A 25,336-nucleotide genomic window follows, 5' to 3' on the forward strand; every position below is an offset into this window, starting at 1 on the left:
TGTGATCAACCGTCCCCGGCTGAATTGCACCGTTGCAACTCGCCAGCTCCGGCCAAGTGTAGCACTCGCGAAAAGTGCTGCCGGGTTAACACGGCCTGCGTTTGACCACGTCAACGGTTCGACGGAACTAAGCTACCAGGGTTTTTCCCGAGCAGGGAATCACCCCGCGTCGTTTTGCTGTTTTCGCAGTTCACGCACCTGTTTCCGCAGGTTGTCAACATTCGGCCCAGCTTGCAGCACCGAGCGCGAGACGCTCGGGAACACCACGTGCGCGCTGCTCCCCGCCAGCCGGTCGGCGTCGGCGAACGTGGCGCCCTGGGCACCCACGCCGGGCATCAGCACACAACCGTTCAGCTCGCTGAGGGCAGGAGGCTTGACGACGGTCGCCCCCACCACCACTCCAACATGGCCGACAGACGCCCCATCCCTGGCTGGCGCGTTGTACCCGGCGCACTCGTCCACCATGTACTGCGCCACCGTGGGCGCAGCCTCAGAAGGCTCGCCCAGCGGCGCACTCTGGAACGCCTCTGCCTCCGGGTTGGAGTTGGCCGCCATCACGAACACGCCCTTGCCGTGCTCAGCAGCGAGCACGATCGCAGGATCGAGCGACCCGACGCCGAGGTACGGCGTCAGGGTGACCGCGTCCGCTTCGAGGGGCGAACCTGGCTGGAGCCACGCCGCGGCGTAGCCGGCCATCGTCGATCCGATGTCGCCGCGCTTCGCGTCCGCCACGGTGAGCGTGCCGGATTCGCGCAGCGCCGCCAGCGTCTCCTCCAGGACGGCGAACCCGGCTGAGCCAAAGCGCTCAAAGAAGGCGACTTGAGGTTTCACCAGCGCGACCTCGCCCGCGAACGCCTCCACGCACGTCAGTGCGAAGGTGCGCAAGCCGTCAACGGTGTCGGGCAACCCCCAGGCGTCGAGCAGGCTCGCGTGCGGGTCAATCCCCACGCACAGCCGCCCGCGCTCGCCACCGGCGGCGACGAGCATGTCACCGAATGTTGGCGCACCCATGCGCTACTCCTGCTCGCCGGTGTGGTTGAGCTCCTGCAGGCTCATCACGCCGACCTCGTTGCCCCGCAACGCTTCGATGCCCTGCACCGCGGCAGTCACACCTTGCACCGTCGTCATGATCGGCACGCCCGCGGCGACAGCTGCGGCGCGGATGTCGTAGCCGTCGTGGCGCGCGCCGGCAGAACCCGCAGGCGTGTTCAGGATCAGGTCGATCTCGCCGTCGTTGATGCGGTCGAGGATGCTCTTGCCTTCAGCGCCCTCGCGAACCTCGGACGCCTTCAGCACGGTCTCGCACTCGATGCCGTTGCGGCGCAGCATCTGCGCAGTGCCGGCGGTGGCAACCACGTTGAACCCCATGGTGTAGAGGCGCTGGATGGGGAAGATCAGCGTGCGCTTGTCGCGGTTGGCGACCGAGACGAACACGGTGCCCTCCGTCGGCAGCTCGCCGAACGCCGCTGCCTCAGCCTTGGCGTAGGCCACGCCGAAGGACGGCGCCAGGCCCATGACTTCGCCGGTGGACTTCATCTCCGGGCCGAGAATAGTGTCCAGCACCTTACCCGCCGGGGTGCGGAAGCGGCTGAACGGCAGCACGGCCTCCTTCACCGCGATCGGGTGCTCCAGCGGCAACGAGCCGCCGTCGTAGTCGGACGGGATGAGACCCTCAGACTTCAGCTCCGCAATGGTGGCCCCCATCATGATGCGGCTGGCGGCCTTCGCCAGGTGCACGCCCGTGGCCTTGGACACGAACGGCACCGTGCGCGACGCGCGCGGGTTCGCCTCGATGACGTAGAGGATGTCGTCCTTCAGCGCGAACTGGACGTTCATCAGGCCTTTCACCCCAATGCCGTGCGCCAGCGCTTCAGCAGAGCGGCGCACTTTCGCGATGTCGTCGGGGCCCAGCGTCATCGGCGGCAGGGCGCAAGCCGAGTCGCCGGAGTGGATACCGGCCTCCTCGATGTGCTCCATCACGCCGCCGAGGTACACCTCCGTACCGTCAGAGAGCACATCCACGTCGATCTCGATCGCGGAGTCCAAGAAGCGGTCCACCAGCACCGGGTGGTCCGGGGTCAGCTCGGTCGCGCGGTCGATGTAGTCGTGGAGGCTCTCCTCGTCGTAGACGATTTCCATGCCGCGCCCGCCCAGCACGTAGGAGGGACGCACCAGCACCGGGTAACCGATGCCGGCGGCAACCTCGCGAGCCTCCTCGAAGGACGTCGCGGTGCCGTATGCCGGAGCCGGCAGGCTAGCTGCCTCGAGCACCTTGCCGAACTCCCCGCGGTCCTCGGCGAGGTCGATGGCTTCGGGCGTGGTGCCGACGACGGGCACGCCGGCGTCGGCAAGCTTCTGCGCAAGCCCCAGCGGCGTTTGGCCGCCGAGCTGCACAATCACGCCGGCGACCGGACCGGTCGCGCTCTCAGCGCGGTAGATCTCCATGACGTCTTCAAACGTCAGCGGTTCGAAGTAGAGGCGGTCCGCGGTGTCGTAGTCGGTGGAGACAGTCTCCGGGTTGCAGTTGACCATCACCGTCTCGTAGCCCACACGCGACAGCTCGAGCGCGGCGTGCACGCAGGAGTAGTCGAACTCGATGCCCTGGCCGATGCGGTTCGGGCCGGAGCCCAGAATGATGACTTTGTCCTTGCCCGAGATACCCGTCGCGTCGACCTCGCTCTCGGCGTCGGGATCGAGCTCGTAGGCCGAGTACAAGTACGGAGTCTTGGCTTCGAACTCGCCCGCGCAGGTGTCGACAGTCTTGTAGGTCGGGTGGATACCCAGCGACCAGCGCAACGAGCGCACACCGTCCTCGCCGGCCAACTCGGGGCGAAGCACTGCAATCTGGGCGTCGGACAGGCCGTACGCTTTCGCCTCTCGGAGGAGGGAGGCGTCGAGAACGGGGGCGTCGGCAAGCAAAGCCCTAAACTCGACGAGCGACTCGAGCTCTGCGAGGAACCACGGGTCAATACCGGAGGCTTGGTAAATCTCGTCGATGCTGGCGCCGAGGCGCATGGCCAACTCCACGTCGTACATGCGCTTGTCCGTGGGCACCTTGAGGTCTTCGAGCACCGCCTGCTTGTCCTGCGCGCGCTCGCCGGCGAAGTACTCGTCCGGCTTCGTCCAGAACCCGTTCGGCTTGTCCTCCATCGAGCGCATGACCTTGTTCAGGCCCTGGATGTAGTTGCGGCCGATCCCCATGGCCTCGCCCACGGCCTTCATCGAGGTGCCCAGCGTCTCGTCGGAGCCGGGGAACTTCTCGAAAGCAAAGCGCGGCATCTTCACAATGACGTAGTCGAGCGCCGGCTCGGCGAGCGCCGTCAGCGCGCCGCCGGTGATGTCGTTTTCAATCTCGTCGAGCGTGTAGCCGATCGCCAGGCGGACGGCGACCTTCGCAATCGGGTAGCCGGTGGCCTTAGACGCCAACGCAGACGAGCGGGAGACGCGCGGGTTCATCTCGATGACGATCATGCGGCCGTCTTCGGGGTTGATGGCGAACTGGAGGTTGCAGCCGCCTGTTCTCACGCCGACCTCGCGGATAATGGCCTTGCCCTGCTCGATCATCTTCGTCACCTCGGGCTCGGTCATGGTGAGCACAGGAGCCACAGTGACGGAATCGCCCGTGTGCACGCCCATTGCGTCGACGTTTTCGATGGTGGCAATGGTGATGCAGTTGTCGTCCTTGTCGCGGATGAGCTCGAGCTCCATCTCCTTCCAGCCGAGGATCGACTCTTCAATGAGCACGTTGGCCTCGGGGCTGGCGGCGAGACCGTCGCCGGCGATGCGGTGCAGGTCGTCCATGTCGTAGGCCAAACCTGAGCCGAGACCGCCCATGGTGAACGACGGGCGCACGACGCAGGGAAAGCCCAGCTCCGCAACCGTGTCTTCGATCTCCTCCATGGTGTAGCAGACGCGGGAGCGGGCTGATTCGCCGCCGACCTTCTCCACGATGTCCTTGAACTTCTGGCGGTCCTCACCGCGCTCAATCGCGTCGATGTCTGCGCCGATGAGCTCCACGCCGTGCTTGTCCAGGATGCCCAGGCGGTCCAGCTGGATCGCGGCGTTGAGCGCCGTCTGCCCCCCGAGGGTAGGCAGGATCGCGTCCACCGGGTGACCCAACTCCGCTTCGCGGGCCAGGATCTTGTCCATGTACTCGGGTTCGATCGGCTCGACGTAGGTCGCGTCGGCGAACTCCGGGTCCGTCATGATCGTCGCCGGGTTGGAGTTGACCAACGTCACTCGCAGGCCCTCGTCTTTGAGTACGCGGCAAGCCTGGGTGCCGGAGTAATCGAACTCGCAGGCTTGGCCGATCACGATCGGGCCGGAACCGATCACCATGACGTGGTTGAGATCTTCGCGCTTCATTTACTTGGTCTCCTCGCTGGCTTCAACGGTGATGGTGGCCTGCTGCGGGCCAGTCTTGGAAAGGTGGCGGACCAGTTTGCGGGTGTCCACGCCGCGGATGCCGGTCACGCCTTGGTTGCGCAGCTCCTCCTCAAAAGAGCGCGCCGAGCGGTGGTTGGATGTGAGGCGAGAGACATCGCGCACCACCACGGCCGCGGCGGTGATCGAGCCGTCCCCGGCACTGTCCTCGCTGTTCCAGCCGACGTTGCCGATCTGGGGCGCGGCAAAGACTAGGATCTGTCCGGCACGCTCCGGCTCGGTCAGTTCCCGTTGGTAGCCGAACATATCGGCCGTGTGGGTGCAGGTGCCTGCAATCTCTCCGGTGCCAGCTTCAGGGCAGGCGCCGAACGCGAAGCCCGGGAATTCGGTGCCGTCCGCCAGAACCAGCACGGCAGGGATGCGGTTGTTGCTCATGAGAAGTCCTTTTCCATGTGGGTGATCTTGCCGCGCAGCCAGGTGGCCACGACTTTCGCGTTGAAATCCATGCCCTCGTAGGGCGTGTTCGACGCCTTCGACGCCAGCTCGTCACCGCGGGTGGTCCAGGAGTGCTGCGGATCCACCAGGGTGAGGTTCGCCGGCTCCCCAGCCGCGATGGGCCGGCCCTGGTCCTCGAGCCGCAAGATTTCGGCGGGGCGCTCAGACATGACCTGCGCAACGAAGCGCCAGTCCGCGAGCCCAGGTTCGACGAACAGCTGGTGGACCACCGCCAGGGAGGTTTCCAAGCCGAGCATGCCGGGCTTGGCGTGTTCGAACTCCACGCACTTGTCTTCGGAGCCGTGCGGGGCATGGTCGGTGGCGACGACATCGACGGTGCCGTCCAGCAACGCTTCTCGGAGAGCGGCGGTGTCGCTCTCCTCCCGCAGCGGAGGGTTGACGCGGTAGACGCCGTCGAAGGTCTCCAGCTTTTCGTCGGTGAGCAGCAGGTGGTGCGGCGTCACTTCGGCAGAAACCTCGATCCCCTGCTGCTTCGCCCAGCGAAGGAGGGAGACGGTGCCCTCAGTGGAAGCGTGGCACAGGTGGTAGCGCCCGCCGTAGTCGCGCGTCATGATCAGGTCGCGCGCGACAACGGATTCCTCCGCCACGCGCGGCCAGCCGCGCAGGCCGAGGCGCGCGGCGTTAGGGCCCTCGTGGGCGCATGCGTCGCCGGTCATGCGGTGGTCCTCGGCGTGCTGCGCCAGCACCACGTCGTGCGCCTTCGCGTACTCGATCGCGCGGCGCATCAGCTGCGGGTCGTTTACGCAGCGGCCGTCGTCGGAAAACATGCGCACGTGACCGCGCGCCATGAGGCCGATCTCAGTGAGGGTCTCCCCCTGCAACCCGCGGCTGATCGAGCCGACCGGGTAGACGTCGCACTTGCCGTAGGCCTGGCCCTTCTCCCACACAGCGTCGGCCAAAAACGGCTGATCGATGACCGGGTTCGTGTTCGCCATGGTAAACACGGCAGTGAAGCCGCCCTTGGCAGCCGCCTCGGAGCCGGTGGCAATCGTCTCGGTGTCCTCGCGGCCCGGCTCGCGCAGGTGGACATGCATGTCAACCAACCCGGGAAGCAGGATGTTGCCCGCGCAGTCGTAGGCCTCGTCGGCGTCGGTAAACGGCTGCTCGCTGACCGAGTCGATAACGCCGGCGGCGACGTCGATAAGAATGTTGGTTGCGTCCTCGCCGTAGGGCCGGACGTTGTTCAAAGCGAGTGTGGTCACGGCGCTACTCCTTTCCTTCCAGTCCGGTGTTGCCGCTGGCCAGCAGCGTGAACAGCACAGCCATGCGGGTGTAGACACCGTTCGAGACCTGGCCTAGCACCACCGCGTTCGGGCGCTCGGCCACGGCGTAGTTGATCTCCATGCCGCGCAGCATTGGGCCGGGGTGCATGATCAGCGCACCGTCGCTAAGCCGATCAGCCCTGTCCTTGCTCAACCCGTAGAGCGTGGCGTATTCGCGGTGCGACGGGAAGAACCCGCCGTGCATGCGCTCAGCCTGCACGCGGAGCATCATGACGACCGCTGGGTCTAGTTCGATGGCTTGATCTAGGTCGTGCATTACGCGGCACGGCCAGTGCTCCACACCCAGCAGCAAAAGCGTGGGCGGGGCGACCAGCACGACGTCGGCGCCGAGAATGGACAGCAGGTCGACGTTGGAGCGAGCCACACGCGAGTGCAGGATGTCGCCGACGATCAGGACGGTCTTCCCGTTCACGTCGCCGATGTGTTGGCGCATCGTCACAGCGTCGAGGAGCGCCTGGGTGGGGTGCTGATGCTGGCCGTCGCCGGCGTTGACGATGGACGTCTCCGGCAACCAGGTGCGCAAAAGGTTCGGCGCGCCCGAGGCCGGGTGGCGCATCACGATTGCGTCGGCGCCGATTGCGGCGAGTGTCTGTGCGGTGTCCTTGAGCGACTCGCCCTTTTTCACGCTTGACCCGGAAGCGGACACGTTGATCACGTCCGCGCTCATCCACTTGCCCGCGGTCTCGAACGAAGACCGGGTACGTGTGGAGTTCTCGTAGAACAGGGTGAAGATCGTGCGCCCGCGAAGCGTAGGCAGCTTCTTGATCTCGCGACCGTCAAGCGCCTCCCGGAAGCGGTCTGCCTCGTCCATCAGCCCGATGATCTCGCTGCGAGAGCAGTCCGCGATGTCGATGAGGTGTTTCATTTTCTATTGGCCCTCCTTGGTGAGGGTGACGCCGTCAGTGGCGTCGATCGGAGTCAGGCTCACCGTCACGTCTTCCGTCTTGGCGGTCGGGATGTTCTTGCCCACGTAGTCCGCGCGGATGGGCAGCTCGCGGTGGCCACGGTCCACCAGCACGGCAAGTTGGATGGCGGCTGGGCGCCCGATGTCGCGAAGCGAGTCGAGCGCCGCGCGGATGGTTCGGCCGGAGTACAGCACGTCGTCGACGAGGATGACGGTCGCGCCGTCGATCTCGCCGGGGATGCGGGTGGGCCTCAGCGCGCGGTGGGGTTTGTCGCGCAAGTCGTCGCGGTAAAGGGTCGTGTCCAAGCTGCCCACGGGCACTGCGACACCCGAAAACTCTTCGATCGCGTCCGCGATGCGCTGCGCCAGCGGTACGCCGCCGGACGGGATCCCGAGCAGCATCACGTTGGGTATTTTGTCGGCGTCGAGCGCCGTCTTCTCGATGATCTGATGGGCAATGCGCGCAATGGTGCGCCCGACGTCGGAAGCCGTCAACAGCTCCACTGTCGTGCGATCTTGGTCGCTTCGTTTGTCGCTCACCGGACCTCCTTCCCCGCCTCTCTGTGCGGAATTTAAAGGATGTCTTCTTCGTTTCGGGTCTATTCTCGAAAGACCGCTTCGAAGTTTAGCACCGATAGTTCCCTCCTAGTAGATCAAGAAAGTGAGCGGCGACAAGCTATGGGCATCGACGCAACCCACCTCGTGCCGGCTGATACTGACACCGTTTGGAAGTGGCACTCGAGGCCGGGTGCGCTCGAGCGCTTGACGCCGCCGTTCCTTCCTATGCGGCCGGTGCGCCAGGCGCAGTCCTTACGCGGCGGCACCACCGTCTTCCAGCTTCCGGGCGGCTTGAAATGGGTCGCCGAGCACCAAATCGACGGGTACGTTGCGGGCGAGCAGTTTGTCGACGAAGCCGCGAACCGGCCGATCAGGTACGCAACAGGGTGGCGCCACACCCACCGATTCGAGGAGGCTAAGAGCGTTGACGGCACCGCTGCCACGCTGGTCCACGACTCGGTCGAGTCGCGGGTGCCCGAGTTCGCGCTGCGCCCCGCGTTTGCGTACCGCCAGCGCCAGCTGGTTCAGGACATCGAGTTCTTGCGGTCCCTGCCGGAGACCGAGCCGAGGGTCATCGCAGTGACAGGGGCTTCCGGCCTGGTCGGCAGCCACCTGCGCGCGCAGCTGTCCACCGCCGGACATACGGTGATCGGTCTCACCCGCGGCGAGGCCGGCCCCGGCGAGCGCCACTGGGACCCGGACAACCCCGCCGCAGACCTCCTCGCCGGTGTCGACGCCGTCGCCCACCTCGCCGGCGAATCCATCATGGGCAGGTTCACTGAAGAAAAGAAGCGCAAGATCCGCGACTCCCGCGTCGGCCCGACGAGGAAGCTCGCCCAGCTCGCAGCCGACAGCGGCGTTGCAGCGTTCGTCTCGGCCTCCGCAGTCGGTTACTACGGCACAGACGCCGGCGACAATCCGCACGTCGAGTCCGACGGCCCGGGCAAGGGCTTTCTTGCCGACGTCTGCGCCCAGTGGGAGGAGGCCAGCCAGGTAGGCGGACTCCGCGTGGTGAACATCCGCACTGGCCTCGCGCTATCCGGAGCGGGAGGGCTTTTGCCCGTGCTCAAGGCGTCAGTGAACGCGGGCGCGGGCGCAAAGTTCGGCGACGGCGACTTCTGGATGTCCTGGGTCTCGCTCGACGATCTAACTGACCTCTACACTCGGGCGCTTCTCGACGACATCGTCTCCGGCCCGATCAACGCCACCGCTCCGAACCCGGTGACCAACGCGGAGTTGTCCGCGGCGCTGGCCGAAGTGCTTCACCGCCCCGACTTCTTCAGCATTCCCGCATTCGGGCCGAAGCTACTGCTCGGTGCGCAGGGTGCGAAGGAGCTGGCTTTGGCCGACCAGCGCGCAGTCCCCGCCCGCGCTGAGGAGGCAGGCTGGGCGTTCCGGTACCCGACGCTCGGGGCGGCGCTGCGCCACGAGCTGGGCAAGGAGACGCTGCTGGGCTTCGCCCCGGGGACGGTGTCAACTGGCGTTGATAGCGGGTAACTCGGGGGCGTTTCGCGTTTCCCCAGGTCGCCGCTCGGCTGGTTGAGAGTTACCCGCTATCAGCGCGCGGCGGCGGCTAAGCTGCGGCGGCTAGCTGCCGCCCCCGGGGCGGTGTTGTTAGCTGGCGTTGATAGCGGGTAACTCGGGGGGCGTTACGCGTTTCTGCAGGCCGCCGCTCGGCTGGTTGAGAGTTACCCGCTATCAGCTCGCGCCAGCGGCTATCAGCTCGCGGCGGCTAGCTGCGGCCCCCGGGGCGGTGTTGTTAGCTTGCGTTGATAGCGGGTAACTCGGGGGGCGTTACGCGTTTCCCCAGGTCGCTGCTCGGCTCACGGGGAGTTACCCGCTATCAGCGCGCGGCGGCGGCTATCAGCTCGCGGCGGCTAGCTGCGGCGAAGCTCGCGCATAAGTTCGGTGAGCTCGCCGCCGCCGGCCATTTCCCGGGTTAGCTCGTCAAGACTGACTTCGCTGCGCGGCGCGTCGAGCACCTGCCTGCCTAGCTGCAGGATGGTGAAGCGGTCGCCCACCAAATACGCGTGGTGCGGGTTGTGGGTGACAAACACCACGGCCACGCCTTGGTCCCGCGCCGCCGCGATGAACTTCAGCACCATCCCGGACTGCTTCACACCGAGGGCCGCGGTCGGCTCGTCCAGCACCACCACGCGCGCGCCGAAGTAGATTGCGCGCGCGATGGAGATCACCTGGCGCTGCCCGCCGGACAGGTTTCCCGCCTCGACGTCGACGTCCGGGATGTCCACGCCCATCCGCCTCAACTGTTCTGAACAGATGCGGCGCATCTCAGCCTGGCGCAGCAGGCCGAAGCGGCCGGTGAGTTCTTGGCCGAGGAAGAAGTTGCGCCACACACTCAAGGAATCGACCAGCGCAAGGGTTTGGTGCACGGTGGCAATCCCCGCGCTCAGTGCGTCGCGTGGTGAGCTGAGGGTGGTTGGGGTGGCGTCGATAAGCACCTGCCCCTCGGTTGGCTGGTGCAACCCTGCCAGGATCTTGATCAGTGTCGATTTGCCCGCGCCGTTGTCCCCCAGCACGCAGGTCACCTCGCCGGGGTTGACCGCGAGGTTGACGCCTCGAAGGGCCTGAAACGCGCCGTAGTCCTTGGTGACGCCGCGTAGCTCAATGACTGCCATGGATCAGCGCCCCTTGGTGAAGTTGGCAAACGTAGTGTTGGTCAGCACCGCAAACAGCAACATCGCGCCGAGGAAGAACTTGAACCAGTCTGGGTTCCACCCTGCGTAGACGATGCCCTGGTTGGTCATGCCGAAGATCAGCGCGCCGATCGCGGTGCCCACGGCGGTGCCCCTCCCGCCGGTCATGGCGCATCCGCCGATTACCGCGGCGATGATGTAGAGGAATTCGTTGCCCACCCCTTGGCCCGCCTGGATCGAGTCGAAAGCGAACAGCGTGTGCATGCCCACGAACCAGGCGGCGAACCCGACCGTCATGAATAGCGCGATCTTCACCTTGCGCACCGGCACGCCGACGGCCCGGGCCGCGTCCTCGTCCCCGCCGGATGCGGTGATCCAGTTGCCGAACTTGGTCCTCAACAGCACAACCGACGCGACGGCGACGAAAAGCGCCCACCACACCACCATTACGCTGATGCGCACGCCACCCACGGTGAACCAGCCGGCGAAGAACCGGCGCGCGGAGGGAAACCCCTCCATGTCCGCGATCGTCGGCGTAGCAACCTGGCCGGTGACGAGCTTGGTTACGGCCAGGTTCAACCCCTGCAGCATGAGAAACGCCGCGAGCGTGATAAGGAAGCTGTCGATGCCGGTTCGCGTGACTAGATAGCCGTTGAGTGCGCCGATGCCCAGCGCGATGGCGAGCGATATCGCCGCCCCCACCCACGAGTTGAGGTGGAGGTTGTAGTTGAGCATCGTCGCAGCGAGCGCCGCGGTGGTCACCGCGACACCGGAAGATAGGTCGAACTCGCCGCCGATCATGAGTAACCCGACCGCAAGCGCGACAATACCCAGCGTGGAGCTCGCGTACAGGATGGTCGCGATGGCCTCGAGCGAGCGAAACGCCGGGGCGACCGCCGTAAACAGGGCGAAAAGGACGACTAAGCCCAGCAGGCTGGCGAGCTCGGGCCGGCGGACAACGCGCGCAACCCCGGTGCTGGAGCGGAGTCGATCGTCGCCGGTCACCGCAAACCCGCCTTCGCGGCGTCGGCGATGACGTCGACGTTTCCCGCGTCGACGAAACTCGGGCCGGTGTACACGGGCTGCCCTCCGCCAAGCGCCGCGCCGTTGCGTTTCGCCAGCCATAACGAGTCCACCGCCAGGTACCCCTGCACATACGGTTGCTGATCCACCGCCCACGCCACGCGACCGTCCTTGATCGCGCCGACAAGCTCGGCGTTGGTGTCGAAGGTAACGACCTGGGCCCCAGCGCCTGCCTGCGCGACCGCCTCCGCCGCCCGCAGCGCCACCGGTGCCTGCAAGGCGAAGACGGTGTCGAAGCTCGCGTCCTGCGCGAGCTTCGACGTGATGGTCGACTGCGCGGAGGTGAGGTCCTGCCCGTTGACGTAGAGCAGCTCCACCCGCCCGTCAAGGCCAGAGCGCACGCCGTTGCAGCGCGCCTCCTGAGATACGTTGCCCTGCTCGTGGATGACGCAGAGCACGTTGCGCTTGCCCTCGTCTTTCAACCGCTCGCCCGCGGCGGTGCCGGCGACGGTTTCGTCTTGGCCGAAGAACCCGCTCAACCCGTAGTCGGCGTACCGGTCCATGCCGGCGTTCAACCCGACGACCGGGATTCCCGCGTCCACGGCACTTTGGGCCGCGGGGCCGATCGCGTCCGCGTTCGGCAGGGTGACAGCGATGCCGTCCACGCGGGCGTCGACAGCCGAACGCACCAGATTAGCCTGGTTCGGTGCCTGGGGGTCGGAGGAGTACCTCAGCTCAATATTGTCCTTCTTCGCGGCGTCCTCCGCGCCTTTGCGCACTAGATCCCAGTACGTGTCGCCGGGGGCGCCGTGGGTGACCATAGCGACGACGTAGCGCGGAGTGTCCACCCCGCCCACCGCTTCACCCGCCGGGACGCTGCGGGGAGCACCGCCTGTCGCCGAGCACCCCGCTGCAAGCGCGACACCAAGCGACGCAAGCATTGCGGCGGTCTTCTTCCAGATTGTTCTCACGGTTCCATCTTGGCCGGTGGCGCCCGGCAATCCCCTCTTGTCGACGCTCTGAACCGATACAGAAGCTGTTGGGTACCCTTAGGGGCCATGACTGACCCGCTTGAGACAGCGCCAGATCCAAACGAGGTCCGCGACATCGCCCTCGCCGACGTGGTCGCGATCCTCGAGGACGAGAGCCTGGAGTACCGGCTGGAAGAGGCGGTACTTCGCACCGGATTCGTCAACGCCGCGATCGCGTTCACGATAGAAGACCACAAGCTGCTTTTCGAAGCAGCTTGGCGAGGGGCATTTGCGCTTGCCGACGCCTCCTCCCTCCTCTTCGCCACCAACGAGTACAACCAAACCCGCTTCACCCCAACGCTGCGCTTCTTTCAGAGCGACGAGGACACGCTCATGGTGACCGGCGTTCGTGCGATCGATATTGGGCGGGGTCTGAGCACCAACCAGCTCGGCACCTTCGTTCTCACCTCGATCAACGCCGCCATGGAGGCGTTCGACTTTTTGGCGGCGTCCTTCCCCACCGCCGTGACCTGGGAGGAGACCCGATGACCGCACCGAAGCTCGTGACCATCGACCGCATCGCCGAGACATGCGCTGCAGCGGGCATCGACATCACCCCGGACGCGACCGGGCGCGCAGCCCACGGCACCCACGAGGGATTACCCTTGCTCGTGGTGCTCTTGGACTCCGTGTTTATCGTGCGCGCAGACTCCGCGACCGACACCCCCACCGATTCCCCGGACGCGACGTACTACCTCGCCGCGAACGAGGTCAACACCGCGATGATGGGTGCCCGCGCAGTGGTGGCGAACAAGGGCGAGGTAAACGTCATTCGCACCGAAGCCGAAGTACCCTGCGCTGCCGGCCTGACAGACGAGCAGCTGGCGTTCGCTGCAACCCAGGCGGTTGCCTCGGTGGTTGAGGCGCACAACGCCATGGTGGTCATGTGCGAGCAGATCCGCGCGGCGCGGGAGGCCGCAGCTGAGGAGGGCTAGGACTCGGCGAGGCGCCGCAACTCCACCTCGGGGTCGAAGTCAGCTTCGGGCCAGTCGAGGCCCAGCGAGACAAGCGCGTCGCGCAAGAGAGTCTTGACGACGGTGCGGCAATACTTCTTGTTGTCCGACGGGATGCAGTACCACGGCGCGACGTCGGTGGACGTCCGAGTCATCGCGATTTGGTAGGCCGCCATGAACTGCGACCACAGTTTCCGGTCGTCGATGTCGCTGGGGTTGTACTTCCAGTGTTTCTTGGGGTTCTCGATGCGGTTGCGCAGGTTTTCCGCCTGGAACTCGCGCGAGATGTGCGGCATGACCTTGATGATTTTGGTGCCGCGGGCGGCCAGATCGGCCTCGAAGTCGACGATGGCGCCGTAACGACGCTCGATCTCCTCAGGCGGCGCCATCTGCTTGACTCGCTGCACCAGCACGTCCTCGTAATGGGAGCGGTCGAAGACCGAGATCTGGCCGGGCTTCGGAAGGTGCGGCTCAAAACGCCACAGGAAGTCGTGGGACGCCTCCTCTTCCGTCGGGCGCCCGAACGCTTGGACGTGCACCCCCTGCAGGTCCATCGTCTCGCCGATGACGTGGCGAACAATGCCGCCCTTGCCGGCGGTGTCCATCCCCTGCAGCACCAACAGAATTGATCCAGCGTCCTCGTTGCCTGCACGGCCGTTGGCGTACAGCTTCTCCTGCAGCTCGTCGAGCTCGGAGTCGAGGCGGTGGAACGCTTCGTCGATGTCGTCACTGCCTTTTAGGCCAGGCGTCGAAGCGGGGTCAACGTCCGCGAGCTGGAAGTTCGGCCCGACCTTGAGAGATTGGGCCTCCTCAGAGCTGAGCTTCGCCATCGCCCTCACCGTCAGTATCGGCGTCGACTTCCCCGGGCGCATCCGCGGATTGCGCCTGCGTGATCCCGTCGAGCATCGCGTGGATGTACGGCGGGGCTTGGTTGCCAGAGTACTCCGTTGCCATCTCCAGCGCGTTCGCGATAGCGATCGCCGGAGGCACCTCCTCGTTGAACAGGATCTCCCAGGTGGCAACGCGCAAGATCTGGCGGTCAACCGCAGGAAGCCGGTGCAGCTCCCAATCACGGTCGAGGAAACGTTCAATCTGGTCGTCCAGATCATCGAGCTTCTCAGCCGCGCCGCACACGATATCGCGGGTGTAGTCGGCGATCGGCGCAACTGCGTTTTGCGGGTCGCGGGCCAGCTCGGTGCGGTCTTCCACGATCGACACCGGGTCGACGTCGCGGGTTTCCGCCTCGAAGAGGATGTCTACTGCTCTGCGGCGCGCGCGGTAGCGGGCGCCGTGACGTTTGTAGTCGGGCATTAGTTGTTCACGCGGGAGAGGTACTCGCCCGTGCGGGTGTCCACCTTCACTACGTTGCCGGTCTCGAGGAAGAGCGGCACCTGGATCTCGGCGCCGGTTTCCAGCGTTGCTGGCTTGGTGCCGCCGGTGGAGCGGTCGCCCTGCAGGCCCGGCTCGGTGTGCTCGATGCGCAGGTCCACGGAGATCGGGAGCTCGCCGAAGAGTGCCTCACCTTCGTGGAAAGACACCTGAACGCGCATGTTCTCAAGCAGGAAGCGGCCCGCGTCGCCGAACGCTTCCGGGGAGAGCTCGTACTGCTCGAATGTCTTGTCGTCCATGACGACGAAGTTGGTGCCGTCGTTGTACAGGTAGGTCATGTCGCGGCGGTCGACGGTGGCGGTCTCTACCTTCACACCGGCGTTCCAGGTCTTGTCCACGGTCTTGCCGCTGACAACGTCCTTCAGCTTGGTGCGGACGAAAGCGGGGCCCTTGCCCGGCTTCACGTGCTGGAACTCAACGATCTGCTGGAGTTTTCCGTCAACCTTCAGCACGAGACCGTTCTTGAAATCGGCGGTAGTTGCCACGGGGGTACCTCCCAAATAGAGAATGCGAGCAAACACCGCAATGCTACAGCACGATCAAATCCTTCGGGTATTCGGTAATCACCCGCGGCGCCCCGTCCGTGATTACGAGCGTGTCCTCGATCCGCACCCCGCCGCGTCCCGGCACGTAGATGCCTGGCTCGATGGTCAGCGTCATGTCCTTGGCCAACTCGCCCTTGCCTGTCGCCGCGGCCCACGGCGCCTCGTGCACCTCAAGGCCAACACCGTGGCCGGTGGAGTGGACGAAGTACTCGCCGAACCCGGCCTCGTCGATAACCTCCCGGCAGGCGCGGTCAACGTCCGCGAGCGCGGTGCCCGGGGTGGCTGCTCGCACGCCAGCGAGCTGGGATGCGAGGGTGGCCTCGTAGATCTCGCGCAGGAACTCCTCCGGCTCGCCGATCGCGAAAGTTCGCGTCATGTCGGAGTTGAAGCCCAAGCGGTGCATGCCGAAGTCGATCGTGACCAGGTCGCCCTGCTCCAGCGCGCGGTCGCCGGCTGAGTGGTGCGGCATTGCGGAGTTCGGCCCCGAGGCAACAATCGTGTCGAAACTTGGCCGCTCCGCCCCCAGCGTGCGCATCCGGTACTCCAGATCGGCGGCGATCTCGCGCTCAGAGCGACCTGAGCGCACCCCGCCTTCCTCGATCAACGCCGCCAAGGCCTGCGCCGCAAGCTCCGCAGCCTCGGTCAGGCGCGTGATCTCCAGGTTGTCCTTGGTCAGGCGGATGTCTTCGATAACGCCGGTGACCGGCACCAGCGTCACCCCCTCCGGGCACACCTTCTCAAGCTTCTCCAGCGCGGTGACGCTGAGGTAGTCGGCCTCGTAGCCGATGCGGTAGCCGTCGGCGACGCCTTCCAGCAACTCCGCGTTCAGCTGGCGCGTGACCGTCGCCTCGATGTCCGGCACCTCTGCGGCGATCTGGGTGGTGTAGCGCCCGTCTGTCGCGATGCGCGCCGAGCGGTCCTTGAACACCATGAGCGCCGCGTTGGAGCCGGTGAAGCCCGAGAGGTAGCGGACGTGCAGGAGGTGGCTGACTAACAGGCCGTCGAGGCGCTTCGCGGCCAGCTCAGAGGCGAGCTTGCGGCGGCGGGTTTCAAAACGGGTGTCGGCCATGGACATGGTCTATCGCTCCTTTGCTAAATACTCGAGTGCTAGGACGTAACCGCGCGCGCCAAGGCCCGCGATCACGCCGATCGCCAGCGGCGACAGGTAGGAGTGGTGGCGGAACGGCTCGCGCGCGTGGACGTTGGAGAGGTGGACTTCCAAAAACCCCGCGCCGTCCGCAACCTCCGCCAGGGCGTCGCGCAGGGCAACCGAGGTGTGGGTCCAGCCGCCGGGGTTCACAATCACTGGCCACGCGTTATCGGCTGCCTCGTGCACCCACTCAAGCATGACGCCTTCGTGGTTGGTTTGACGGAAGTCGACCTCGACGCCGAGCTCGGCGGCGCGGGCGCGCACCATTTGCTCGACGTCGTCGAGCGATAAGGATCCGTAGACCTCCGGCTGGCGCTTGCCTAGGCGGTTCAAGTTTGGTCCGTTCAGGACGAGGATCGTCATGAGTGGCCTGCCTCCTTCTACTGGCGCGTCACCGCGGCGTACGCGGCGCGCATTTCGTCCACAGTCGCGTCTTCAAGCCGGGTGCAGGAACCGAGACCGTCGAGCACCACAAAGCGGATCCGGCCGTCGCGGTTCTTCTTGTCGTGGGTCATGGCCTCGTAGAGCTCGTCGAAGGCGTCCGGGTCGTAGGTCACCGGAAGACCGACGGTGGCGAGGATTTCGTGGTGGAGGGCGTACAGGGGGTCGTCGATAAGCTGCCTGCTTCTTGCCAGCTCGGCGACGAACATCATGCCCACCGCGACGGCGTTGCCGTGGCGCCAGCGGTACTCCTCGCGGCGCTCAATGGCGTGGCCGAGCGTGTGGCCGTAGTTGAGGATCTCGCGCAGCCCGGCCTCCTTCAGGTCCTGGCCGACCACGTTCGCTTTGACCGCCACGGAGCGCTCCACCAGCTCCTCCCAGTGCTTGTCTGCGCCGTCGCGGTAGAGCTCGAGGATGACCGGGTCCGCGATGAAGCCGGTCTTGATCAGCTCTGCAGAGCCGGAGACGATCTCCTCCTCAGGCAGGGTGTGGAGGCGTTCGAGGTCGATGAACACCGCGTCCGGCTCGTGGAACGCGCCCACCAAGTTCTTGCCGGCGGCGGTGTTGATGCCGGTTTTGCCGCCGACGGCGGCGTCCACCATGGCCAGAAGCGTCGTCGGCACCTGGATAACCTTGATGCCGCGCATCCACGCGCTGGCGACGAAACCAGCGAGGTCAGTCGCGGCTCCCCCGCCGAGGCCTACAATCGCGTCTTGCCGCGAAAACCCTGCCGCGCCAAGCTCGTCCCATAGCTCGCCGGCGACGCTGAGCGTCTTGCCGCTCTCGGCGTCGGGGACGGGCAGCAGCAGCGGTTGCACGCAGACAGCCTCAAGGTCGCTGGCGATTGCACGGGCGACTGCCGCGAGCGGCTGTTGGTAGACGACGGCGACCTTGCGCGCTCCCGTGGATTTCGCGTGGCCGGCCACTTCACCCGTGATGTCGTAGCCGATGTGGATGTTGTAGGGATTCGGTCCCGTCACTTCAATCGTGGCCAAAATCGCACCCCTATTCCGTATCGATGAAGCTCAAGACCTCCGCAACCACGCGCTGCGGCGGGCGGGAGTCGGTGCGCACCCGGTGGTCCGCCACCTCGCGGTAGAACGGCTCCCGGGTTTCGAGCAGGTTGCGGTAGTGCTCCTCGCGGTTTGCGGCGTTAAGCACCGGGCGTGACGTGTCGTTTGCGGTGCGGCGGATCCCCTCTTCCGGGGTGACGTCGATCCACACCACGGTGTGCCGCTGCAGCAGGGTGCGGGTGGACTCGGTGAGCACCGATCCCCCGCCCAGGCTGACCACGCCGCCAGTCGCCAACGCCCGGGCGACGTAGCCCGCCTCGAGCTTGCGAAACTCTTCTTCGCCCAGCTCGGCGAAGACCTCGCCGCAGGGCTTGCCCTCACCCTGCTCAATCAGCGTGTCGGAATCCACCAGCGGGAGGTTCAGCGCGCTGGCCAGCCGGCGCCCGATGGTCGATTTGCCCGCGCCCGGAGGCCCGACGAGGACCACCCGCGGGAAGGAATTCACCATCTGCACACCTTCGTGCGCAGGCCGTGCCTGCTCCTCGGGTGTCTTCTCGGGGGCATCAATCATCATCGATCACCTTCCTCGGGCGCCGCGTCAAACGCCAGGCGCTGGGCCACATACTCGTTGTAGGAGGCTACATTGCGGCGCACCTCTTCGAGGGAGTCGCCGCCGAACTTCTCGGTCACCGCGCGCGCGAGCACAAGGGCGACCATTGCTTCCGCAACCACGCCTCCGGCAGGCACCGCGCAGACGTCTGAGCGCTGGTGGATACCGGTGGCCGCGTCGCCGGTGGCCATGTCCACGGTTTTCAGTGCGCGGGGAACGGTTGAGATCGGTTTCATGGCCATGCGGACGCGAAGCTGCTCGCCGTTGGTCATCCCGCCCTCGAGCCCGCCGGCCCGGTTGGTGAGGCGGCGCAGCTCCCCGTCTTCACGCACCATCTCGTCGTGGGCTTGGGAGCCGCGGCGGCGGGCTTCTTCAAAGCCGTCGCCGATCTCCACTCCCTTGACACTCTGGATGCCCATGAGCGCACTGGCGAGCTGCGCGTCCAAGCGGTGCTCGCCGGAAATGTGGGAGCCAAGCCCAACCGGCAAGCCGTCGACGATGACCTCGATGATCCCGCCCAGGGTGTCGCCGTCCTTCTTCGCCGCCTCGATTCGGGCGACCATGTCCTCTTCCGCCGCTTTGTCGTAGGCGCGCACGGGAGAGGCGTCGATCGCGTCGATGTCGGCGAACGTCGGCCTGGGGCCGTCGTATATCGCGGACTCACCGATAGACACCACGTGCGAGAACACCTCAACGCCGAGCGTTTCACGCAGGAGGGACCGCGCGACGGACCCAGCTGCCACACGCGCCGCGGTTTCGCGGGCCGAGGAACGCTCAAGAACCGGGCGCGCCGAGGTGAAGCCGTACTTGATCATCCCGGCGTAGTCGGCGTGGCCCGGGCGCGGGCGGGTGAGCTGGGCACCTCGACCGGACCCCATCGCCTTCGCCACTTCCGGGTCGTCCATATCCACCGGCTCCGCGGACATGATGGTGGTCCACTTCGGCCATTCGGTATTGCCGATCTCGATCGCGATCGGGCTGCCGATTGCCTGCCCGTGCACGATACCGGTCAGAAGGGTCAGCTCGTCGGCCTCAAACTTCATCCGCGCGCCGCGGCCGTAGCCGAGGCGGCGGCGCGAGAGCTGGTGCGCGACTTCTTCTTTGGTCACCGGCACCCCGGCCGGCACGTTCTCAACAAGCGCCACGAGCGCCTGTCCATGGGATTCTCCAGCGGTGGTCCAACGAAGCATTGCTGCATTGTCTCACACAGCGCCGATGAAGAGTGCATTAACGAACACGAGCCAAAAGGCGGCGATCATGGACGGTCCATGCGGCACCTCGCGCTTGCCCGCGGAAACCGCAACCAGGCAGGTGAACAGCGCGGACAGCACCATTGCGGCCACCACCGCACCCGGGCCGGTGGAGAAGGCGAGCGCGACGCCGAGCGGCAGCGCAAGCTTAATGTCCCCGCCGCCGATGCCGCGCCCGAAGAACAGGTAACAGGCGGGCCACGCGAACCCCCAGAGGGCATATGGCTTAACGACGCATCCCGCAACCGCAACAGCGCACGCCGGCAACGTGAGGACGTCGGGGAGGCGGTGGCGGGTAGCGTCGACAAGCAAAAGCCCCAACGACCAGCAAAGAACCAACCCCCACCCCATAGCTGGCAGCTTAGCGCTGCGCTGCCACGTGTGTGAAGAGCGCGGCGCGCATTGCCTCGCGTGGGGCGTCCACTGAAGTGAACTGCTCGAACTGGGAGTACGACTGGCCTGCAAGCATGCTCAGGCCCCCGACAGCGTGGTAGCCGTGGCTGGCGGCGCGTACCGCGAGCGGCGTCGGCCACGGGTTGTAGATGACGTCGAGGATCGGCGCGTGGGCGAGATCGTTGACGTGGTCGGCGACGCCGGCAGACGGCACAGTCGAGATCACCGCGTCGGCAGCCATGGTCAGACCGGCGATGTCGGTGCGCGCGTCCAGCGGCGCGAACGCGACGTCCATCCCCTCGGTCAGCGACGCAAGCTCTGCGGAGCGGTCGGAGCGGTTCAGCACGGTCACGTGTTCAACTCCGAGGGATCGCAGCGCCCACAGCGCCGGGCGCGCGGTGCCGCCCCCGCCCACGACGACAGCGCTGGTGATTTGCTGGCCGCGCATGAGCTCGTCCAGCGCGATGAGCAACCCCTCGCAGTCGGTGTTGTCGGCGCGCCACGTGTCAGCGCCCGTGCGCACGAGCGTGTTGGCGGATCCGATCGCGCGGGCGCGCTCCGTCACCTCGTCAGCGAAGTCCAGCGCCGCGAACTTGGCGGGCATGGTGACGGAGAAACCGCGGTAGTCCTCCCCCGCGCCTTCGACGGTCTCCGGCAGCGCTTCCGCGGTGCACTCAATGCGGGTGTACTCCCAACCCGAAAGGCCCGCTGCCTTATACCCCGCGTTGTGGAGCACTGGGGAAAGCGAGTGGCTGATCGGCGAGCCGAGCACAGCCGCGCGAAACGTCATCGCTGCGAGTCCAAAACGCCGTTCTGGATGGAGCGCTCGGTGTCGGCGAAGTGCTCTTCCAGGGTGTCGTTGAACACCGTGGTGCCGTCCTTGTCGACGGTGACGAAGAACAGCCAGTTGCCCTCAGCCGGGTTCTCCATCGCCTCGATCGCTTCCATCGACGGCGAGGAGATCGGCGTCTGCGGCAAGCCGTCCATGGCGTAGGTGTTCCACGGGGTGACGCGGCCGCGGTCGGCGTCGGTGGTCGCAACCTCCACAGACGGCAGATCGTAGTTCACGGTCGAGTCGAACTGGAGGCGCATCGGCTCATCCAGGCGGTTCAGGATCACGCGGGCAACCTTGTCAAACTCTCCTGCCGGCGCCTCGCGCTCGACCAGGGAGGCCGCCACCAGCAGCTCGTACGGCGTCAGCCCGATCGCCTGGGCGCGGTCGACAATGCCAGAGTCGTTGTAGAGCTTGGCCGAGCGCGTCACCAGATCCGTGATGATCTCCTCGGCGCTTGCCTGCGGGTTGATGATGTAGTCGCCTGGGGCGATGAGACCTTCGAGGCGCTTCGCGTCGCCTTGGCGGGCGTTTACCGTCTCGAGCGCCCACTCTGGCACGCCGAGCGATGCCGCGTCGGCGTTGGCGGCGACCTTGTTCAACTGCTCAATGTCGACGCAGCCGTTCATGTTGTCACCGCCGCAGGTCACGTCCTGAATCATCGAGAGGATGCCGTAACGGGTCTGGCCGCCGAGAACGTTGATGTCCATCAGGGTGGCGCCGCCGTACACCTTCAGCGGGGTGACCATCTTGTCCGGGTCGACGAGCGCGGCCACGGCGGCCTCGGCGCTCATCTCCCCCTGCAGGCGGTAGAACCCGGGGTGGATGTTGTCGGATTCCGGGTTGTTCGCCGCGGCAGTCTGGAACGCGCCGTCGGATGCGACAACGCCGCGTTCCACGAGCTCCGGCCCGAGCGCCGAAATCGTCGAGCCCTCCTTGATTTCCACGACCTGCTCGACGCCGTTGCCGTCTCCGGTGAAATCGTCCGGGGCGCCGTTCTGGCGCGCCACCGCGATCCATGCGATAAGGCCGATGATGAGCAGAATCGAGGCGATCAGCAGCGCAGCGCTGCGTGTCCGCCCTTGGGCGCTTCGTCGGGTGGTCACGATTCGTTCTCCTTTAGATAGGTGTTTCGCCCGTCCAACCAAGATTGGAGGATCTCGACAGCGGCCGCCTGATCGATGAAAGACCGCGCGCGCTTCTCCGACGTTCCCGCAGCGCGGATCGCCTGGGAGGCAACGACGGTGGTGAGGCGTTCATCGGCCATTTTCACAGGCAACCCGGTGCGGCGCTTGATGCGGAAGGCGATTTCCTTCGCGTGCTTGACACTCTTCGAGCCGTTCCCCTGCAAATCTCGTGGCAGACCCACAACCACCTCGACCACGTCGTAGTCGTTGGTGAGCTGCACAAGACGATCGATGTCGTCGCCGTCTTGGTCCTTAAAGCCAGTGACCCGAGGCACCGTTTCAACTGCGGTGGCCAAACGCGCGTCACGGTCCGAAACCGCAACACCGATGCGCACAGTGCCGACGTCGACGCCGAGGCGTCGGCCGTTACCGGGGTCGTCGACCCCTGGCGCATCTGGCTGTACCTTCATCGTCATCGCCTTTCGGGTTGGGCTTTCCAACCAAACTAATGCTGGATAACGCCTGAACGTACCCGAAACGCCGACTTGGGTGTAACCAATTCGTTACGTGGCTACCGGCCAAGTTCCTCGCGCACGGCTGCGAGCGCTTGGTCAATCCCCTCGGGTGCGGAGCCCGAGCCCTGGGCCAGGTCCGGCTTGCCGCCGCCCTTGCCGCCGACGTACCCGCCGACGAGTTTGACCAGGTCGCCGGACTTCACACCGTTCGCCACGGCATCCTGGGTGGCAGCAACCGCGTACGCTGCCTTGCCGCCGTCGTTCGACGCGAGCACCACCACGGCATCCCCGCCGTTGAGCTTGCCGCGGATATCACCTGCCATCGTGCGCAGGTCGCCGGTGTTGATTCCGTCCGGCAAGTGGACGGCGGCAAGCTTGCGGCCGCTGGGGAGGGTCTCCGCCTTGCGGGCGATGTCGCCCGTGTTGGCCAAAAGCTGCGCGCGGTGCAGGGCCTCGATCTCCTTCTCAGCCGCGCGCAGGCGCTCGGTGAGCTGCGCGATGCGCTCTGGCAGCTGGTCGCTCGGCGTCTTCAGCTCGCTGGCCAGGCCGGAGGCAAGCGCCGCCTCCTTGGAGAAGTAGCGGAAGGATTCGAGACCCGAGTACGCCTCGATACGGCGGGCCCCCGAACCAACCGAGGATTCGCCGAGCACAGCAACCGGGCCGATCTGGGACGAGTGGTCCACGTGCGTGCCGCCGCACAGCTCGATGGAGAACGGGCCGCCGATCTCCACAACGCGGACGCGGTCGCCGTAGTTCTCGCCGAAGAGCGCCATCGCGCCCATCGCCTTCGCCTCGTCTAAGGACGTCTCGATGGTGTTGACCGCGAAGTCGGCGTCGACCGCCTGGTTGGTGATCGTGGCGATTTCCGCCAGCTGCTCATCGGTGAGTTGGTCGGTGTAGTTGAAGTCGAAGCGCAGGTAGCCGGGCTTGTTCAGCGAGCCCGCCTGGACCGCGGTGGGGCCGAGCACCTGGCGAAGCGCCGCGTGGATGAGGTGGGTCGCGGTGTGGGCCTGGCGCGCGCCGTGGCGCCACGCGCCGTCGACCTCCGCGGTCACCGTCTGGCCGAGGTCCAGCCCGCCGTTTTGCACCGTCGCCTTGTGCACCCACAGCTTCTTGCCGATTTTCTGCACGTCGTTGACGTCCAGCACGGTGTCGCCGACCAGAAGACGGCCGCGGTCAGCCATCTGGCCGCCGGCCTCGGCGTACATCGGGGTGACGTCCAGGATCACCTCCACCTCGTCGCCTTGGGCGACCTCGCCGACCTTCTGGCCGTCGCGGACTAGGCCGATGACGTTCGCTTCGTGCACCAGCTGGTCGTAGCCCACAAACTTGGTCGGGTGCTCGTCCACCCACTTGCGGTACAGCGAGTCGTCGCGGTTACCCATCTTCTTGGCCTTGTTGTCGGCCTTTGCGCGGTCGCGCTGCTCCTGCATCGCGGCATCGAAGGCCTCCATGTCCACGTCGAGGCCTGCCTCGCGGGCCATCTCCAGGGTCAGGTCGATCGGGAAACCGTAGGTGTCGTGCAGCTCAAAGGCCTGCGCGCCCGTCATCACGGTGCTGCCGGCGGTCTTGAGAGCCTCAGCCGTTTCGTCGAAGCGGTGGGTGCCGGACTCCAGGGTCTTGGAAAATGCGCGCTCCTCAGCAAGAGCGACGCGCAGGATGCGCTCGCGGTTCTCCGCGATCTCGGGGAACGACGGCGTCATCGTGTCCATGATGGTGTTCATGAGCGGCTGCATCACCTCGCCGGTGGCCCCCAGCAGGCGGGCGGAACGGATGATGCGGCGCAGCAAGCGGCGCAGGATGTAGCCGCGCCCCTCGTTGGACGGGGTCACGCCGTCGAGAATGACCATCATGGCGGTGCGCGAGTGGTCCGCAATCACGCGGAAGCGCACGTCGTCAGCCGGGTTGCCGGTGTCGTAGCGCGTGCCGGTGAGCTCCTGCGCCACGTCGATTACGGGGCGCAGGAGGTCCGTCTCGTAGACGTTGTCGACACCCTGCAGAATGCACGCTACGCGCTCGACGCCGAGGCCGGTATCGATGTTCTTCTTCGGCAGCTCGCCGAGGATCTCGAACCCGCCCTTCTTGTCGCCGGCGCCGCGGATGGACTCCATGAACACGAGGTTCCAGATCTCCATGTAGCGGTTGTCGTCGGCAAGCGGACCGCCCTCCTTGCCGTACTCCGGGCCGCGGTCGTAGTAGATCTCCGAGCAGGGACCGCACGGGCCAGGCACACCCATGGACCAGAAGTTGTCCTCCATCCCCATGCGCTGGATACGCTCAGCTGGAACACCGACCTCGTTCTCCCAGATGCTGGCGGCTTCGTCGTCGTCGGTGTAGACGGTCACCCAGAGCCGCTCCGGGTCGAGGCCGTACCCGCCTTCTTCCACCGAGCCGGTCAGCAGCGCCCACGCGTGCTTGATCGCGCCTTCCTTGAAGTACTGGCCGAAGGAGAAGTTGCCCGCCATCTGGAAGAAGGTGTTGTGGCGGGTGGTGATGCCGACTTCCTCGATGTCCAGCGTGCGCACGCACTTCTGGATGGAGGTGGCCAGGCCGTTCTCGAACGGCGGGGTCTGCTGACCCAAAAAGTACGGCTTGAACGGCACCATGCCGGCGTTGACGAAGAGGAGTGTCGGGTCGTCGAGGATCAGCGACGCGCTCGGCACCTCGGCGTGACCGGCCTCGACGAAGTGGTTGGTGAACCGTTCCCGAATCTCATGTGTCTGCACGGGGTGTACGTCCTTTCAGCTGATTGGAAAATCCGGC

Annotated in this window: 25 protein-coding genes; 3 read left to right on the forward strand and 22 right to left on the reverse strand. The window is 66.0% G+C overall.

Features of this window, described 5'->3' with window-relative positions; genetic code table 11:
• Window positions 1-159 precede the first annotated feature (159 nt).
• Genes pyrF through pyrR form a run of 6 tightly spaced genes read right to left on the reverse strand, consistent with a single transcriptional unit; the run spans window position 160 to window position 7,626 of the window.
• Complete coding sequence (gene pyrF, locus V6D40_RS00745; protein WP_334265122.1) at window positions 160-1,011, reverse strand: orotidine-5'-phosphate decarboxylase; 852 nt, start codon at window positions 1,009-1,011, stop codon at window positions 160-162.
• Between the two features lie 3 nt (window positions 1,012-1,014).
• Entirely contained in the window at window positions 1,015-4,365 is a 3,351-nt protein-coding gene (gene carB / locus V6D40_RS00750; protein ID WP_334265123.1) for a carbamoyl-phosphate synthase large subunit, read from the reverse strand.
• Window positions 4,366-4,818 carry a carbamoyl-phosphate synthase domain-containing protein gene (locus V6D40_RS00755; RefSeq protein ID WP_334265124.1) on the reverse strand — a complete coding sequence of 151 codons (453 nt, stop codon included), beginning with the start codon at window positions 4,816-4,818 and terminating at the stop codon, window positions 4,366-4,368.
• Window positions 4,815-6,101: a dihydroorotase gene (locus V6D40_RS00760; protein ID WP_334265125.1), complete on the reverse strand. Its 1,287-nt coding sequence runs from the start codon at window positions 6,099-6,101 to the stop codon at window positions 4,815-4,817. Before V6D40_RS00760 ends, V6D40_RS00755 begins: the two co-directional genes overlap by 4 nt.
• A gap of 4 nt (window positions 6,102-6,105) precedes the next feature.
• Window positions 6,106-7,047 carry an aspartate carbamoyltransferase catalytic subunit gene (locus tag V6D40_RS00765; protein WP_334265126.1) on the reverse strand — a complete coding sequence of 314 codons (942 nt, stop codon included), beginning with the start codon at window positions 7,045-7,047 and terminating at the stop codon, window positions 6,106-6,108.
• A 3-nt stretch (window positions 7,048-7,050) separates the two neighbouring features.
• On the reverse strand, window positions 7,051-7,626 hold the full coding sequence (gene pyrR / locus V6D40_RS00770) for a bifunctional pyr operon transcriptional regulator/uracil phosphoribosyltransferase PyrR (protein WP_334265127.1): 576 nt from the start codon (window positions 7,624-7,626) through the stop codon (window positions 7,051-7,053).
• A 138-nt stretch (window positions 7,627-7,764) separates the two neighbouring features.
• Here pyrR and V6D40_RS00775 point away from each other — a divergent pair, with 138 nt between their 5' ends.
• Entirely contained in the window at window positions 7,765-9,141 is a 1,377-nt protein-coding gene (locus V6D40_RS00775) for a TIGR01777 family oxidoreductase (RefSeq protein WP_334265128.1), read from the forward strand.
• A gap of 380 nt (window positions 9,142-9,521) precedes the next feature.
• On the opposite strand, the gene V6D40_RS00780 is transcribed toward V6D40_RS00775, so the two are convergent.
• Genes V6D40_RS00780 through V6D40_RS00790 form a run of 3 tightly spaced genes read right to left on the reverse strand, consistent with a single transcriptional unit; the run spans window position 9,522 to window position 12,295 of the window.
• Entirely contained in the window at window positions 9,522-10,283 is a 762-nt protein-coding gene (locus V6D40_RS00780) for an ATP-binding cassette domain-containing protein (protein WP_334265129.1), read from the reverse strand.
• A gap of 3 nt (window positions 10,284-10,286) precedes the next feature.
• The gene (locus V6D40_RS00785) at window positions 10,287-11,306 is read right to left on the reverse strand and encodes an ABC transporter permease (RefSeq protein WP_334265130.1); all 1,020 of its coding nucleotides are present in this window, start codon (window positions 11,304-11,306) and stop codon (window positions 10,287-10,289) included.
• Window positions 11,303-12,295, reverse strand: a complete 993-nt coding sequence (locus V6D40_RS00790) for a substrate-binding domain-containing protein (RefSeq protein WP_442891872.1) — start codon at window positions 12,293-12,295, stop codon at window positions 11,303-11,305. Before V6D40_RS00790 ends, V6D40_RS00785 begins: the two co-directional genes overlap by 4 nt.
• A gap of 87 nt (window positions 12,296-12,382) precedes the next feature.
• Between V6D40_RS00790 and V6D40_RS00795 the strand changes: the two genes are divergently transcribed.
• Window positions 12,383-12,844: a YbjN domain-containing protein gene (locus V6D40_RS00795; protein ID WP_334265131.1), complete on the forward strand. Its 462-nt coding sequence runs from the start codon at window positions 12,383-12,385 to the stop codon at window positions 12,842-12,844.
• Window positions 12,841-13,290 carry a YbjN domain-containing protein gene (locus tag V6D40_RS00800; protein ID WP_334265132.1) on the forward strand — a complete coding sequence of 150 codons (450 nt, stop codon included), beginning with the start codon at window positions 12,841-12,843 and terminating at the stop codon, window positions 13,288-13,290. Before V6D40_RS00795 ends, V6D40_RS00800 begins: the two co-directional genes overlap by 4 nt.
• Here V6D40_RS00800 and V6D40_RS00805 read toward each other — a convergent pair.
• The 13 genes from V6D40_RS00805 to alaS all read right to left on the reverse strand — a co-directional run bounded on the left by V6D40_RS00805 (window position 13,287) and on the right by alaS (window position 25,299).
• A complete protein-coding gene (locus V6D40_RS00805; protein ID WP_334265133.1) occupies window positions 13,287-14,138 on the reverse strand; it encodes a PPK2 family polyphosphate kinase in 852 nt (283 codons plus the stop codon). The two genes, V6D40_RS00800 and V6D40_RS00805, sit on opposite strands and share 4 nt — an antisense overlap.
• The gene (nusB, locus tag V6D40_RS00810) at window positions 14,119-14,619 is read right to left on the reverse strand and encodes a transcription antitermination factor NusB (RefSeq protein ID WP_334265134.1); all 501 of its coding nucleotides are present in this window, start codon (window positions 14,617-14,619) and stop codon (window positions 14,119-14,121) included. The genes V6D40_RS00805 and nusB overlap by 20 nt, the downstream gene beginning before the upstream one ends.
• Window positions 14,619-15,182: an elongation factor P gene (efp, locus tag V6D40_RS00815; protein WP_334265135.1), complete on the reverse strand. Its 564-nt coding sequence runs from the start codon at window positions 15,180-15,182 to the stop codon at window positions 14,619-14,621. The genes nusB and efp overlap by 1 nt, the downstream gene beginning before the upstream one ends.
• Before the next feature lie 43 nt (window positions 15,183-15,225).
• Complete coding sequence (locus V6D40_RS00820) at window positions 15,226-16,317, reverse strand: aminopeptidase P family protein (protein WP_334265136.1); 1,092 nt, start codon at window positions 16,315-16,317, stop codon at window positions 15,226-15,228.
• 3 nt (window positions 16,318-16,320) lie between these two features.
• Window positions 16,321-16,755: a type II 3-dehydroquinate dehydratase gene (gene aroQ / locus V6D40_RS00825; protein WP_334265137.1), complete on the reverse strand. Its 435-nt coding sequence runs from the start codon at window positions 16,753-16,755 to the stop codon at window positions 16,321-16,323.
• A gap of 17 nt (window positions 16,756-16,772) precedes the next feature.
• On the reverse strand, window positions 16,773-17,828 hold the full coding sequence (gene aroB, locus V6D40_RS00830; RefSeq protein WP_334265138.1) for a 3-dehydroquinate synthase: 1,056 nt from the start codon (window positions 17,826-17,828) through the stop codon (window positions 16,773-16,775).
• Between the two features lie 10 nt (window positions 17,829-17,838).
• Entirely contained in the window at window positions 17,839-18,354 is a 516-nt protein-coding gene (locus tag V6D40_RS00835; protein ID WP_334288641.1) for a shikimate kinase, read from the reverse strand.
• Window positions 18,355-18,416: 62 nt separating this feature from the next.
• Window positions 18,417-19,646 (reverse strand): chorismate synthase, encoded by a 1,230-nt coding sequence (gene aroC, locus V6D40_RS00840; protein ID WP_334265139.1) that lies wholly within the window; start codon window positions 19,644-19,646, stop codon window positions 18,417-18,419.
• Window positions 19,647-19,658: 12 nt separating this feature from the next.
• Window positions 19,659-20,057, reverse strand: coding sequence for a prepilin peptidase (locus tag V6D40_RS00845; RefSeq protein ID WP_334265140.1), 399 nt, complete (start codon window positions 20,055-20,057; stop codon window positions 19,659-19,661).
• 10 nt (window positions 20,058-20,067) lie between these two features.
• The gene (locus V6D40_RS00850) at window positions 20,068-20,889 is read right to left on the reverse strand and encodes a shikimate dehydrogenase (protein ID WP_334265141.1); all 822 of its coding nucleotides are present in this window, start codon (window positions 20,887-20,889) and stop codon (window positions 20,068-20,070) included.
• Window positions 20,886-22,037 carry an endolytic transglycosylase MltG gene (gene mltG / locus V6D40_RS00855; protein WP_334265142.1) on the reverse strand — a complete coding sequence of 384 codons (1,152 nt, stop codon included), beginning with the start codon at window positions 22,035-22,037 and terminating at the stop codon, window positions 20,886-20,888. The genes V6D40_RS00850 and mltG overlap by 4 nt, the downstream gene beginning before the upstream one ends.
• On the reverse strand, window positions 22,034-22,528 hold the full coding sequence (ruvX, locus tag V6D40_RS00860; protein ID WP_334265143.1) for a Holliday junction resolvase RuvX: 495 nt from the start codon (window positions 22,526-22,528) through the stop codon (window positions 22,034-22,036). Before ruvX ends, mltG begins: the two co-directional genes overlap by 4 nt.
• A 101-nt stretch (window positions 22,529-22,629) precedes the next feature.
• A complete protein-coding gene (gene alaS / locus V6D40_RS00865; RefSeq protein ID WP_334265144.1) occupies window positions 22,630-25,299 on the reverse strand; it encodes an alanine--tRNA ligase in 2,670 nt (889 codons plus the stop codon).
• Between the last annotated feature and the right edge of the window lie 37 nt (window positions 25,300-25,336).

It is taken from the genome of Corynebacterium sp. Marseille-Q4381 (assembly GCF_036881695.1).
Lineage (GTDB): Bacteria > Actinomycetota > Actinomycetes > Mycobacteriales > Mycobacteriaceae > Corynebacterium.

Bases quoted from the DNA above. Each gene is read 5' to 3' on its own strand.
- pyrF (WP_334265122.1), bottom strand. From the start codon at position 1,011: ATGGGTGCGCCAACATTCGGTGACATGCTCGTCGCCGCCGGTGGCGAG.
- carB (WP_334265123.1), bottom strand. From the start codon at position 4,365: ATGAAGCGCGAAGATCTCAACCACGTCATGGTGATCGGTTCCGGCCCG.
- V6D40_RS00755 (WP_334265124.1), bottom strand. From the start codon at position 4,818: ATGAGCAACAACCGCATCCCTGCCGTGCTGGTTCTGGCGGACGGCACC.
- V6D40_RS00765 (WP_334265126.1), bottom strand. From the start codon at position 7,047: ATGAAACACCTCATCGACATCGCGGACTGCTCTCGCAGCGAGATCATC.
- V6D40_RS00775 (WP_334265128.1), top strand. From the start codon at position 7,765: ATGGGCATCGACGCAACCCACCTCGTGCCGGCTGATACTGACACCGTT.
- V6D40_RS00780 (WP_334265129.1), bottom strand. From the start codon at position 10,283: ATGGCAGTCATTGAGCTACGCGGCGTCACCAAGGACTACGGCGCGTTT.
- V6D40_RS00795 (WP_334265131.1), top strand. From the start codon at position 12,383: ATGACTGACCCGCTTGAGACAGCGCCAGATCCAAACGAGGTCCGCGAC.
- V6D40_RS00800 (WP_334265132.1), top strand. From the start codon at position 12,841: ATGACCGCACCGAAGCTCGTGACCATCGACCGCATCGCCGAGACATGC.
- V6D40_RS00805 (WP_334265133.1), bottom strand. From the start codon at position 14,138: ATGGCGAAGCTCAGCTCTGAGGAGGCCCAATCTCTCAAGGTCGGGCCG.
- nusB (WP_334265134.1), bottom strand. From the start codon at position 14,619: ATGCCCGACTACAAACGTCACGGCGCCCGCTACCGCGCGCGCCGCAGA.
- V6D40_RS00820 (WP_334265136.1), bottom strand. From the start codon at position 16,317: ATGTCCATGGCCGACACCCGTTTTGAAACCCGCCGCCGCAAGCTCGCC.
- aroQ (WP_334265137.1), bottom strand. From the start codon at position 16,755: ATGACGATCCTCGTCCTGAACGGACCAAACTTGAACCGCCTAGGCAAG.
- V6D40_RS00835 (WP_334288641.1), bottom strand. From the start codon at position 18,354: ATGGTGAATTCCTTCCCGCGGGTGGTCCTCGTCGGGCCTCCGGGCGCG.
- aroC (WP_334265139.1), bottom strand. From the start codon at position 19,646: ATGCTTCGTTGGACCACCGCTGGAGAATCCCATGGACAGGCGCTCGTG.
- V6D40_RS00845 (WP_334265140.1), bottom strand. From the start codon at position 20,057: ATGGGGTGGGGGTTGGTTCTTTGCTGGTCGTTGGGGCTTTTGCTTGTC.
- V6D40_RS00850 (WP_334265141.1), bottom strand. From the start codon at position 20,889: ATGACGTTTCGCGCGGCTGTGCTCGGCTCGCCGATCAGCCACTCGCTT.
- ruvX (WP_334265143.1), bottom strand. From the start codon at position 22,528: ATGAAGGTACAGCCAGATGCGCCAGGGGTCGACGACCCCGGTAACGGC.